This window comes from uncultured Halopseudomonas sp., from assembly GCF_963977355.1.
Lineage (GTDB): Bacteria > Pseudomonadota > Gammaproteobacteria > Pseudomonadales > Pseudomonadaceae > Halopseudomonas.
Map to the genome: position 1 here is coordinate 34672 of NZ_CAXBOV010000003.1, position 12866 is coordinate 47537.

The 12866-nt window shown below is 54.8% G+C and carries 12 protein-coding genes; 9 read left to right on the top strand and 3 right to left on the bottom strand.

The window, feature by feature from the left end; genetic code table 11:
• Positions 1-41: 41 nt before the first annotated feature.
• Positions 42-2411: a phosphoenolpyruvate synthase gene (ppsA, locus tag AAC076_RS01970; protein WP_339842679.1), complete on the bottom strand. Its 2370-nt coding sequence runs from the start codon at positions 2409-2411 to the stop codon at positions 42-44.
• A gap of 147 nt (positions 2412-2558) precedes the next feature.
• Here ppsA and AAC076_RS01975 point away from each other — a divergent pair, with 147 nt between their 5' ends.
• The gene (locus AAC076_RS01975; RefSeq protein WP_339842680.1) at positions 2559-3377 is read left to right on the top strand and encodes a pyruvate, water dikinase regulatory protein; all 819 of its coding nucleotides are present in this window, start codon (positions 2559-2561) and stop codon (positions 3375-3377) included.
• A 2-nt stretch (positions 3378-3379) separates the two neighbouring features.
• On the opposite strand, the gene AAC076_RS01980 is transcribed toward AAC076_RS01975, so the two are convergent.
• Positions 3380-4381 (bottom strand): LysR family transcriptional regulator, encoded by a 1002-nt coding sequence (locus tag AAC076_RS01980; RefSeq protein ID WP_339842681.1) that lies wholly within the window; start codon positions 4379-4381, stop codon positions 3380-3382.
• A 190-nt stretch (positions 4382-4571) separates the two neighbouring features.
• On the opposite strand from AAC076_RS01980, the gene AAC076_RS01985 reads away from it, so the two are divergent.
• From AAC076_RS01985 to AAC076_RS02020, 8 genes are all read left to right on the top strand, one after another.
• Positions 4572-6827, top strand: coding sequence for a TonB-dependent receptor (locus tag AAC076_RS01985; protein WP_339842682.1), 2256 nt, complete (start codon positions 4572-4574; stop codon positions 6825-6827).
• A 72-nt stretch (positions 6828-6899) separates the two neighbouring features.
• Positions 6900-7502 carry a PepSY-associated TM helix domain-containing protein gene (locus AAC076_RS01990; RefSeq protein ID WP_339842683.1) on the top strand — a complete coding sequence of 201 codons (603 nt, stop codon included), beginning with the start codon at positions 6900-6902 and terminating at the stop codon, positions 7500-7502.
• Between the two features lie 13 nt (positions 7503-7515).
• Positions 7516-8037, top strand: coding sequence for a DUF2271 domain-containing protein (locus AAC076_RS01995; protein WP_339842684.1), 522 nt, complete (start codon positions 7516-7518; stop codon positions 8035-8037).
• 56 nt (positions 8038-8093) lie between these two features.
• On the top strand, positions 8094-8957 hold the full coding sequence (locus AAC076_RS02000; RefSeq protein ID WP_339842685.1) for a DUF4198 domain-containing protein: 864 nt from the start codon (positions 8094-8096) through the stop codon (positions 8955-8957).
• Positions 8958-8975: 18 nt separating this feature from the next.
• Positions 8976-9539 carry a flavodoxin domain-containing protein gene (locus AAC076_RS02005; protein WP_339842686.1) on the top strand — a complete coding sequence of 188 codons (564 nt, stop codon included), beginning with the start codon at positions 8976-8978 and terminating at the stop codon, positions 9537-9539.
• A 184-nt stretch (positions 9540-9723) separates the two neighbouring features.
• Positions 9724-10965, top strand: coding sequence for a benzoate/H(+) symporter BenE family transporter (locus AAC076_RS02010; RefSeq protein ID WP_339842687.1), 1242 nt, complete (start codon positions 9724-9726; stop codon positions 10963-10965).
• Between the two features lie 30 nt (positions 10966-10995).
• Positions 10996-11154 carry a YqaE/Pmp3 family membrane protein gene (locus AAC076_RS02015; protein ID WP_339842688.1) on the top strand — a complete coding sequence of 53 codons (159 nt, stop codon included), beginning with the start codon at positions 10996-10998 and terminating at the stop codon, positions 11152-11154.
• 120 nt (positions 11155-11274) lie between these two features.
• A complete protein-coding gene (locus AAC076_RS02020; protein WP_339842803.1) occupies positions 11275-11703 on the top strand; it encodes a DUF411 domain-containing protein in 429 nt (142 codons plus the stop codon).
• Here the strand turns inward: AAC076_RS02020 and AAC076_RS02025 are convergent.
• The gene (locus AAC076_RS02025; RefSeq protein ID WP_339842689.1) at positions 11694-12767 is read right to left on the bottom strand and encodes a GGDEF domain-containing protein; all 1074 of its coding nucleotides are present in this window, start codon (positions 12765-12767) and stop codon (positions 11694-11696) included. The genes AAC076_RS02020 and AAC076_RS02025 overlap by 10 nt on opposite strands.
• Positions 12768-12866: the final 99 nt, after the last annotated feature.

Consider the following 12866-nt stretch of genomic DNA (forward strand, 5'->3'; position numbering starts at 1 on the left):
AGCGTATTTCTCCTTCAATGAGACATGATTCAGATGGACATTTACTTCTGGTCTTCGGCAAGAAAGAACCAGGTATCCATTACGGAGTCAGGATTAAGCGAAACGCTCTCGATTTTCTGTTCCATCAGCCAGCGGGCGAGATCCGGATGATCCGAAGGGCCCTGACCACAGATGCCGATGTATTTGTTCGCCGCGATACAGGATGAAATCGCCATGCTCAGAAGCTTTTTCACTGCAGCGTTACGCTCATCAAACAGGTGAGCAATGATGCCGGAATCCCGGTCCAGGCCCAGTGTCAGCTGGGTCAAATCGTTGGAACCAATCGAGAAGCCGTCGAAATGCTCCAGGAACTCATCAGCCAAAAGGGCGTTGGCCGGCAACTCGCACATCATGATCAGTCGCAAACCATTCTCGCCGCGTTTCAGACCGTTCTCTGCAAGCAACTCGACTACCTGTTGCGCTTCGCCCACGGTACGCACGAACGGCACCATGATTTCAACGTTGGTCAGGCCCATCTCATCACGCACGCGCTTCATTGCCCGACATTCGAGTTCGAAACAGTCGCGGAAAGACTCACTGATGTAACGCGAAGCACCGCGGAAGCCCAGCATGGGGTTCTCTTCTTCGGGCTCGTAGAGACGACCGCCGATCAGGTTGGCGTATTCGTTTGACTTGAAGTCCGACAGACGAACGATGACCTTCTTGGGCCAGAATGCAGCGGCCAGCGTGCTGACACCCTCAACCAGCTTGTCGATATAGAAGCTGACCGGGTCTGCGTATCCGGCTATGCGCTTCTCGACACTGTCTTTGACATCCACAGGAAGACTGGAGAAGTTCAACAATGCCTTAGGATGCACACCAATCATGCGGTTGATGATGAATTCCAGTCGCGCCAGACCCACGCCTTCATTGGGTAGGTTGGCGAAATCAAAAGCCCGATCCGGGTTACCCACGTTCATCATGATCTTGAACGGAATAGCCGGCATGGCATCCACGCTGTTGGTACGGATGTCGAAGGAAAGTTGACCTTCATAGATCATGCCGGTGTCACCTTCAGCGCAGGAAACCGTGACTTCCTGGCCATCATGTAGCCGCGCGGTGGCATCACCGGTCCCCACAACCGCCGGAATACCCAGCTCGCGGGCGATGATCGCCGCGTGACAGGTACGCCCGCCCCTGTTGGTAATGATCGCGCTGGCGCGCTTCATGACCGGTTCCCAGTCCGGGTCAGTCATGTCCGAGACAAGCACGTCGCCCGGCTGGACCTTGTCCATCTCGCTGACATTATGAATGATGCGTACACAGCCGGCTCCGATGCGCTGACCGATAGCGCGGCCCTCGACCAATACCTTGCCCTTTTCCTTCAGCAGGTAACGTTCCATCACGTTAACGTTATTCCGGCTTTTGACTGTCTCGGGGCGTGCCTGAACGATGTACAGCTGGTTGTCATCACCGTCCTTGGCCCATTCGATATCCATCGGGCGGCCATAATGCTTCTCGATAATCAACGCCTGCTTGGACAGATTGGTCACTTCTTCATCGCTCAGGCAAAACCGGGCACGCTCGGCCTTGTCGACATCAACTGTCTGTACCGAACGTCCTGCGCTGGCCTCGGCGCCGTAGATCATCTTGATCGCCTTGCTACCCAGGTTGCGACGAAGTATGGCTGGGCGACCGGCCTCCAATGTGGGCTTGTGAACGTAGAACTCATCCGGGTTGACAGCACCCTGCACCACCGTTTCGCCCAATCCATATGCGCCGGTGATAAATACCACATCACGGAAGCCCGATTCGGTGTCCAGGGTAAAAATGACACCTGCGGTACCCGTTTCCGAACGCACCATGCGCTGTACACCCGCTGACAGGGCGACCAGCTTGTGATCAAAACCCTGGTGCACACGGTAGGAGATGGCGCGGTCGTTGAACAGTGAGGCAAAAACTTCTTTGGCAGCACGGATCACATTGTCCACGCCGCGAATATTCAGAAAGGTTTCCTGCTGGCCGGCAAAGGACGCATCGGGCAGATCCTCGGCTGTCGCAGACGAACGAACTGCTACGGCGAGATTGTCGTTATCGCCCGACAGTTCAGCGAACGCCTTGCGAATGGCTGCGTCCAGAGCGTCAGGAAAAGGTGCGTCCATGATCCATTGGCGGATCTGGGCTCCGACCTTTGCCAGCTCGGTTACGTCTTCGACGTCCAGCGCGTCCAGCGAGGCATTGATGCGCTCATTCAGACCACTTTGTTCAAGGAAGTCGCGATAGGCCTGCGCTGTGGTGGCAAAACCTCCGGGGACGGAGACGCCGGCATGAGCCAGGTTGCTGATCATTTCACCCAGGGAGGCATTCTTGCCGCCAACCCGTTCGACATCGTCAACACCCAGTTGCTCGAAGGACACTACGTACTCTAACAAGGTGATCTCTCCGTAAATCAATGAATTGGCAGCGCTGCCGCGCTGATATCTGGCCGGACTGTCGCAAATGCGCCACAATGGCGTCACCGAGACAGAGGCTGATTTCCCGCCTTCGCGCTCAGACACCAACATCTTAAGGCCTCGCGCATGAAACGCACCGCTTTTTTCATCTCCGATGGTACCGGCATCACTGCCGAAACGCTGGGTCAAAGCCTGCTTTCACAATTCGAGAACATCGAGTTCATCAAGCTGCTCAGACCCTATGTCGACACCGTGGAAAAAGCGCGGAACATAGTACAACAAATCAATGCAGCTGCCGAGCGGGACGGTATCAGACCGATTATTTTCGACACAGTGGTCAACAAGGATATCCGTACAGAGCTGGCCGCTTCGAATGGTTATCTCATCGATATTTTCTCCACTTTCCTGGCACCTCTGGAGCAGGAAATCGGTGATGGTTCATCTTATTCTGTCGGCAAATCCCACTCGATTCAGCACAGTGGACTGTACAAAGATCGGATCGACGCGGTGCACTACGCCATGGATAACGATGACGGCGCGCGGACGGAGCACTACGACCGCGCCGATATCATTCTGGTCGGCGTTTCGCGCTGCGGCAAAACTCCAACCTCCTTGTACCTTGCCTTGCAGTCAGGCATTCGGGCGGCCAACTATCCGTTGACCGAAGAGGATATGGAGCGTCTACAGCTACCTGCAGCTCTGAAAGCCCATAAACAAAAGCTGTTTGGCCTGACCATCGACCCGGATCGACTGACCAGTATTCGCCATGAACGTCGCCCCAACAGTCGCTACGCCAGCTTTGGCCAGTGTGAATTCGAGGTGCGTGAAGTGGAGAGCCTGTTCCGCCGGGAGAATATTCCCTTCGTTAATACCACCACTTTCTCGATTGAAGAAATCTCCGCGAAAATCCTGGTTGAGATGGGGATCGAACGACGGCTGAAGTAAAGCTAATCGGGCGTCAGCCACGCTTCGGGAACAGATTCGCGCAACCACTCCTGTAGGGCAGAGATTTTTTTTGCTGGATGGCCATAGTGACTCAAAAGAGTGACCGGTAGACTCTCAGGGCGCCATTGTTCCAGACAAGCAAGAAAACTGCCCGGATGCGCGATTTCGTAGTGCTCTGCGTACCAGCTAGGCATCACCCCAACGCCTTTCCCACGGACTATCTCATCAGCCTGCATGACAAGACTGTCTGCGGTCATGCGGGTGGCAGGGGGTTGAAAGACGTGCACACCTTCCCTCCTGTGATGTAACTGTATAGGTTCGCGCCCAGCATCCAGCACATTCACCCAGGCATGATCATGCAATTCATCGGGGTGCTGGGGCAGACCGTTGATGCGCGCGTACTCTGGACTGACATACAGGCCTGCATCCCAGGTTCCGATGCGTTCAGAGCGCAACCCGGTATCCTTCAGATCACCCAGCCAAAGCCAGAGATCACCCGCGTTCTCGGGCTCAAATGCAGGCATTCTTGGACCTACCCGCAGATCCAGAACGACGCCTGGATACCGCTGCATGAAAGCATCGAGAACTGTGGGCAGCCAACCGCGTTCAAAAGCGTTGTGTACATGCAGCACTGCCCGTCCATTGGCCTCCTCACGCAAGTTGTCCAAGGCTCTTTGGCTGCTTTCCGCCAGATCTATCATTTGCCTGCAATAGCCGTAAAAGAGATTTCCGGCTTCGGTAGGCGTAAGGCGGTTGGAATGGCGTAGCAACAAACGCTGGCCAACCCTGTTTTCAAGCTGACCGATCCTGCGGCTCAAGGTTGATTTCCGCAAGCCTGTACTCGTAGCCACAGGTGTCAACCCTCCCAGTTCGACTACCGCGGCGAAAACAGTCAGCTCATTAAAGTCATGATTTACCACTGGCTTGGCTTCCTTGAAATATATCCTGCATCTATCAAGCCCTCGTGCGGCGCTCGCTTTAGCCGGGTGGTCGTTGATCCTCATACTAATGCGATTCAGTATCAATTGCGAACTGATATCATCTGTTCCGTTTTATTCAACTCACCGTTGTTCTCCTGGTAGTGGAACTTCGTCAATCAGCGCCATAGAATCAGCTCCGCTAACGAATGATAATCATTCCTAATAGACAGCATGAAGCGTGAGTTTCAACAGTTTTTTAAGGAGCAGCAAATCTATGAGCAGTAACGACAGTGCCGCACGTTTTTCCGCCGGTATATTGACCACCCTTTCTTTGCTGGCCAGCAGCATCGCCGTTGCCAATGATTCCCCTGTAGCGCTATCAGCAACCGTGGTCACAGCGTCAGGTTTTGAACAGAAGATCACCGATGCTCCTGCCAGCATCAGTGTCATCAGCAGTGAAGAATTGCAGGGTAATCGTTACGCTAACCTGGCGCAGGCATTGGATGGCGTCGAGGGTGTGGATATTCGTCAGGGAACCGGCAAAACCGGGGGCCTGAATATCAGTATCCGAGGATTACCCAGCGAGTACACGCTGATTCTCATAGATGGACGGCGACAAAATACAGCTGGAAACGTAACTCCGAATGGTTTCAATGAAACCTCAACCGGTTTTATGCCCCCCCTTTCGGCAATCGAACGCATTGAGGTGATCCGCGGACCCATGTCCACCCTCTACGGATCGGATGCAATGGGAGGTGTCGTCAACATCATCACCAGAAAAGTATCCAACGAATGGGGTACGTCGGTAACCATTGACCATACCCTCCAGGAAAACAGTGACTACGGCGCCACAAGCAATGCAAGTCTGTATAGCAGTGGTCCGCTTGTCGAAGGACTGTTAGGCCTTGCCGTACGGGGCAGCGTGTACGACCGTCAATCGTCAGACCTGACCTTCGAAGATGACAGCACCGTGAGCAAACGGGGCGCTTCGCCCGTCGAGGGCCGCAACTACACTGCCGGTGTGCGTTTAAATCTTACTCCCAATGCAGACCATGACTTTTCTCTGGACCTTGATCAAAGCGCACAGCGTTACGAAAACGACGATTGCCAGCTCGGCACGCTGGACGGCCGCAGTGGCGGCAACGCAGTGGCCGGATGCAATGCTGCAGCGCCCACCCGGGCCAACGGCTACAGCGATGAGCTGCGCTTTGAACGTCAGCAGATTGCCCTGACCCACCGTGGTCGATTGGCATTCGGCACAACCACCAGCAGTCTGACACGCAGCACAACGGAGACATTGGGCCGCACTATACCGGGCACCCCCATCGGAACCAGCTATGACGGCTACCCGCAGATAATCGTCGGTGATGATCGTGAGCTGGAATCCCGGGATCTGGTGTTTGATACCAAGCTGGTCGCCCCGCTCGGTGCATCTCATATCGCAACTCTGGGTGCTCAGTGGTGGGACGCAGAGGTGACTGACGGCATAGCTGATGACACCTTCCAGCAAACTTCATGGGCTGTGTTCGCAGAGGATGAATGGCGCCTTCGTGAGGATCTTGCCCTGACCCTGGGCGGTCGTTATGAAAATCACGAAGCCTTTGGGGGCAATGTCAGTCCCCGCGCCTATCTGGTTTGGAACACAACCGATAGCTGGACCTTGAAGGGCGGCGTGAGTCGCGGGTACAAGACCCCTACCCTGAATCAGTTACATGACGGTATCAGCGGTGTAAGTGGCCAAGGCACGATTCTGACCATCGGCACGCCGGACCTGGAGCCGGAAACTACCACGAATACTGAATTCGGTGTTTATTACGATAATCTGCATAATTTCAACGCCAATGTAACCTTCTTCCACAACAAGTTTGAGGACAAGATCGACGGCGGTACAGCCATCCCCAACTGTTTCTCAACCGACCCTGATATTCCTGCAGGCCAATCAGGCTGTATTGACTTCGGTGCAAGCTTTACCCAGGGCAGCTTTGCCCAAAGCACCAACATTGGTAAGGCTGAGACGCAGGGTATCGAACTCGGCAGTCGCTGGGAATTTGCACCCGCCTGGACCTTGAGTGCCAATTACACCTACACAGACAGCGAACAAAAAAGCGGTCTGAATAAGGGTGCGCCGCTAACCAATACCCCAGATCACCTGTTTTTCGCTCGCGTGAACTGGGCTGCTACACAGCGTATCAATGTCTGGCTGAAGGGTGAGTATCGTAGTGAGCGCGCACGCTTCACTGATCGATACGAAAATCTGAGTGCGGGCAATCAGGCTCTCCAGGACGCTACCGGTGATCTCAAGGCCTATGAGGTATTCCATCTGGGTGGGTCGCTTCAGGCTACCGATGACCTGATGCTGAACGCGACCATATACAACGTTCTGGGTAGAGATTTTACAGAGGGCAGCTATTACACCACCAATGCGGGTGTGACTGGTTGGGCTTCAGATTACATTCAGAGTGGCCGGTCCACCGACGGCACCCTGGAAGAAGGCCGCCGACTATGGCTGTCCGCAACCTACCAATTCTGAGCGACTCCCCAGCCACTGTCCCGGCTGCTCTGCAGCCGGGATCCAGGCGTTCCAATATCTGGTAGGAAGACCATGCGCCCCCTCTTCACTCTAGGATCACTGCGCCAATGGCACTGGATCAGCTCGGCACTGTGTCTGGCTGGGCTTTTGATGTTTGCGGTGACCGGTATCACGCTGAACCACGCCGCTCAGATCGAGGGGCGAAGCGACACCAAAACAATAGAGATCCTGATGCCCGACAACCTGCTGATGCTTGCCCGAGAAGCCTCAGTAAACGGAGAACAGCTCCCGGCTGCACTTGACGGCTTTTTGCAAGAAAAAACCGGTAGTCACCTGCGCGGGCACAGAATCGAATGGTCCGAAACCGAGCTTTACATTGCCGCCCCCCGGCCCGGCGCTGATACATGGTTGAGTCTGAATCTGGAAACAGGCGAGCTTCTCTTCGAGGACACTGACCGTGGCTGGATCGCCTATTTCAATGATCTTCACAAGGGGCGCAACACCGGTATCGCCTGGAGCTGGTTCATTGATGTATTCGCGGGGATCTGCGTCTTGTTCAGCATTACCGGACTATTGCTGCTGCAACGTCAGGTATCCAGCCGACCTACGACCTGGCCACTGACCGGACTGGGGCTTCTGGTGCCCGTATTGATAATGCTGTTATTGATCCACTGACAGGAATTCACGAATGAACAAACTTCTACTGATGACCGGTGCTCTGGCAAGTATCGCAACCATCGGCAACCCACTGGCGGCTGCCGAAATGAACATCGAGGTACAGATTCCACGGCTGGATGTGGCCGAGTACCACCGCCCCTATGTCGCCCTCTGGCTGGAACAGGACAATCGCCACGCAGCTGATATTGCTGTCTGGTATGACCTGAGACTAAGCGACGAGGAAGGTGAGAAGTGGCTAAAGGATCTACGCCTATGGTGGCGGCGCAGCGGCCGCGAACTTGATATGCCTGTCGATGGGCTTAGCGCAGCCACCCAGCCACCAGGAATCCATCAACTGCACCTCAAGAGTGACGAAGTCCCCCTGAACGATCTTGCGCCGGGCGAATATGATCTGGTGATCGAAGCTGCCCGCGAAGTAGGGAGTCGTGAAATGCTGAGACTGCCTTTCAATTGGCCGCCGCAAAACCTAACCACTGTTAACGCCAATGGCGACAGCGAACTGGGCCGCGTCACCCTCTCTGTGAGTCCTTGACTAATCAACATCCTTTAATAAACGCGAACCGCTCGAACACAACCTGGAGTAATTGCATGAACAGTATTTTAAAATATGCACTTATAGCTGCGGCTTTGGGTGCGGTAGTGCCCGCTCACGCCCACAGGGCATGGATGCTGCCTTCGGCAACAGTGCTCTCGGGTGAAGACCCCTGGATTACCGTGGACGCAGCTGTTTCCAACAACCTGTTCAATTTCGAGCACTTTCCCCTGCGCCTGTCCGGCATAGGTGAAACTGCCTCTGCAAATAAAGCAGCCAATGAGCGAACACCCTCGCAGTTACAGATTACCGCCCCGGACGGCACTCAGTTGGCGGGTGAGAATGGCAACACCGGCCGCTATCGCACCACCTTCGATGTGCATCTGATTCAAAAAGGCACTTACAAGCTGGCCCTGGAAAATGCGCGCCTGATGGCTACCTACACTGAAAACGGTGAGCGTGGCCGTTGGATCGGAGAGCTTGAGGACCTGCAGGCCAACCTCCCCGGTTCGGCAGACGATATCGAGGTTGTGCAGAGCAACTCGCGCATGGAAGTCTTCGTTACCTCTGGCAAACCGACCGAAACGGTATTTCAAACAACAGGCGAGGGCCTTGAGATAACCCCCCTCACCCATCCCAATGATTTGTATGCCGGCGAGACCGCCGAATTCGTCTTTACCATCGACGGCGAGCCGGCCGCTGATATTGATGTGAATATCATTCCTGGTGGCAATCGTTACCGCGATGAGCTGGGAGAAATGACCTTGAAAACCAATGCTGATGGCAAGGTAGACATTACCTGGCCGGCGGCTGGTATGTATTGGCTTGAAGCGGAACTCGACACCACCGAAGGTGTAGCGCCGCCTGTTACGCGAAGGCGCGCCAGCTATAGCGCGACACTTGAAGTCATGGCGCTCTGAACCATGGAGCCATTGGACGTGGTGCAAACCATTGGAGCGCAGCGCTGGGGCATGGCGCTAATGGCTGTGCTGGTTTGGGTTGGGATCTGTCTCCGAGCTACCTACCGCTATCGCAATTCGAACAACTACGCCGAAGCACCGCTATTAGTGGCTTTTGCCAGTCAGACTGGCACTGCCGAAGGCTTGGCAAAGGCTACGGTTACGCAGATAAAAGACCTTGCCGGCGATGATCGCAGCGTCAATCTGTCAGCGCTGGGTAGCATTAAACGAAACGATTTACAGAGTACTCGTCGGCTGCTTCTGATTATCAGCACGACGGGACAAGGTGCAGCCCCAGACAATGCCAGACAATTCGTTCAAAGATTCATGCAGGGCTCCCAGAATCTCACTCATCTGGAGTATGCCCTATTGGGTCTAGGTGACCGGCGTTACAAACAGTTCTGTGGTTTTGCCGACAGTCTTGACCAATGGCTATCGGCGCAGGGAGCGCGCCGGATAACTATCACGCTCAGATCAGATCGAAAAGACCCGCGTACATTGACGCAATGGCAGCAGAATATTGAGTCAATCGCCCAGGCTTGATCTCGACCTTGGTGAAGAAATGCGATCTCGAGCAAAACGCCTACCGTTTCGCTTTGACCGATTGAGCCCGCAGCAAGGGTCGCACGCCAACTGTTATGTCGCATCAGGGGCTGGCTGTACCTCGGCCCGAAGCCCGGTTCAAGCTATTGTTCGGTAAAATGGACCCTGACTGGCACGCCCTCGAATGCAAGCTCTGCCCCTAAATCAGCACCGCAACATTTTCCGCGACTCTAGCCTTGCAACCCTGTCTGCCGGTTTTATAGCCATGCTGACCGGTTACACCAGCTCAGTTGTACTGATGATCCAGGCCGGTCAGGCCGCTGGATTGACACCAGGCCAGATTGCATCCTGGATATGGGCACTGTCGATCGGTATGGCCGTGTGTACCCTTGCTCTGTCCCTGCGTTACCGCATGCCCCTGGTGGTCGTATGGTCCACACCGGGCGCTGCCCTGCTGATCACCAGCCTACCGGGCGTGGCTTATAGCGATGCCATAGGCGCTTTCATGGTCTGCGGGCTGATGCTGCTGCTGAGCGGCGTGAGCAGCACTGTCGCGCGACTGATGCGCTGGCTCCCCGGCTCCCTGGCCGCGGCACTACTGGCCGGCATCCTGTTTCGTATTGGCGCACAAATGCTTGAGGCCGCCGATGGGCATATCGGGCTGGTCATGACCATGCTTGCCAGCTATCTGCTGGGTAAACGCTGGATGGCACGTTATGCCGTATTGCTGACATTGGTGATTGGAACGTTGGTGGCCTGGCTTGCGGGTATGCTGGATATGCCCGAGGTAAGCTGGCAGCTGACCATGCCAGTCTGGACAACGCCCAGCTGGTCGATGGGCACAATCATCAGCATCAGTTTGCCGCTATACATCGTCGCCATGACCTCACAAAATCTTCCAGGCCTGGCCGTTCTCAAGACGGACGGCTATGAGCCCGATCCTGCACCCATATTGTCGCTAACCGGTATCGCGTCAATACTACTCGCCCCTTTCGGCTCCCACGGGCTGAATCTTGCAGCAATCAGCGCTGCGGTCTGCACCGGCAAGGAGGCTCACCCTGATCCATTACGGCGTTACACGGCGGCGCTTTGGTGTGGATTGTTCTTCGCTGCTATCGCCCTGTTTGCCGGCACCCTTGCGGTACTGTTCATGGCGCTGCCGCCCGTACTGGTAATCAGCATCGCGGCTCTGGCCTTACTTGGCTCGATCGCCAGCGGACTCGCCAAGGCAATGGAGAATCCCGGGGAGCGAGAAGCCGCTTTAATTGTCTTCATGGTGTCCGCTTCGGGCTTTACGTTGTTCTCCATTGGAGCAGCGTTCTGGGGTCTGGTTGCCGGATTGATCGCCTGGATAGTATTGCCGCGCCAGGCAGCGACAACGGGAGATTCGGCACTGAAGGAACCCAGTGACCGTAAATCTGTCTGAATCGGCATCAATCATGAAAAGGAGCATTAAATGGACCTGATTCGAGTACTGGTAGCCATCCTGCTACCGCCACTGGGTGTATTTCTTCAAGTCGGTCTGGGTGGCGCCTTCTGGCTGAACATCCTGCTCACTCTGCTCGGTTATATCCCCGGCATCGTCCATGCGGTATGGATCATCGCCAAGCGGTAAAGACAGGTAACAAAGCATCCTGTCTAGATCACTGTTTCTCTTGGTCTTCTTTATTGTCAGCGCAGGAGTGAAGCCGTATGCTGGGACTACCAACAGGAGATCCCCATGAAGTTGATAGCAATGACCGCAGTCCTGGCCAGCAGTATGCTCGGCGCAAGCTGGCTATACGCAGCAGATCCCGTTTCCATAGACGTTTACCGCGATCCCAACTGCGGATGTTGTTCTGCCTGGATTGAGCATCTTAAAGAAAACGGCTTTGCGGTCAACGATCACCTGGAAAACAACATGGGATTGATAAAGCAGCAGCATGGCGTGCCTCGCGAACTGGCTTCCTGTCACACCGGTGTGATTGATGGTCGCTTCGTAGAAGGTCACGTCCCCGCTGCAGACATCCTGCGCATGCAGAATCAACCGGATCTGCTGGGACTTGCAGTACCGGGTATGCCTGTAGGTTCACCCGGAATGGAAATGGGTGATCGGCAAGACAATTACGATGTGGTTGCGGTCGAAGCCGACGGCACTCAGACAACCTTCAGCAACTATCCCTGATTTTCCGCAGGACTCAGTTCTTTTTCGAGCTGAGTCTGTCCTTGCGTTCGACCGTAAGACTCGTTTGTCGGGCTTATAACGTAGCGGTTACGCCCTCCTTCCTTGGCTTGATACAAGCACGTATCAGCTTCATGCATCCAGGCATCTACGCTAGAGTGCTGGTCCAGCACACTGCCGCCTATGGACACTGTAACCGGCCCGCCAGGTCCCTTGAGTTGCTCGGCAACGCTAGTGCGAATGTGACTTGCCGTTTTTTCCAGACCTTGGCGGGACAATTTGGGAAGCAAGAGTACAAACTCCTCGCCCCCCATGCGGAACAACCTGTCGGACTGGCGGGAAGACTGTTTGATTATGCGGGTAAACTCGATCAGGACGCGGTCCCCTGCCTTGTGTCCATGTGAGTCATTGACCTCCTTGAACAGATCAAGATCCAGTACCAACATGCCATAGCGCGTACCGTATCGCCTGTGCTCAGCCAAAGCGATCTCCAGCTCCGAATCCATTGCCCTGCGATTACCTACCCTGGTCAAAGGGTCCAGTGTAGCCAGCTCGACAAGCTGTTCGCGCTGACGACGCCCACGGTAGGCAAACACCGATGCAAAAAAACTGGCAATCAGACAAGTAACAAAAAACGATGTCATCTGATAGAGGCTTTCAAACACTACACCCGGATGCAGGTAACCGTAAATACAGATAGCCAGAAGCGAACAGAAGGTTGCCGCAGCGCTTTGTAGGGGGGGTACAACAAAGAAGTTGAACAGGATGAGGGTATAGAACCAGAACAGGCCATTGACGCCCAGTTTGATCGCTACCAGGAACGTACCAATCGAATAGACCACCGCAAGGAATTGGCCCGGCTTCAGGGTATTACCCGTTCTCCAGGCATATACCACTGCAATACAGGTACTGCAGACCATAACAGCGTCCACACCGCCAACGAGCAAGTTGCCCTCGAGTAGACGGTACACCGTATAGGGGGTAATCCCGATCAGGGAACAGATCCCTACCAGGGTAATGATGGATAACTGAAAGTCGCCCTTAAGGCGCATCCAGACATTGTGCATGTGGCCATTGCCTGCTTTTTTTATTGTGCAACCCGATCATAGTCGGGATTGTTTCGCAGTGCGAACCTTACAACCAGATAGTGTCTCAGACAAGAGGCA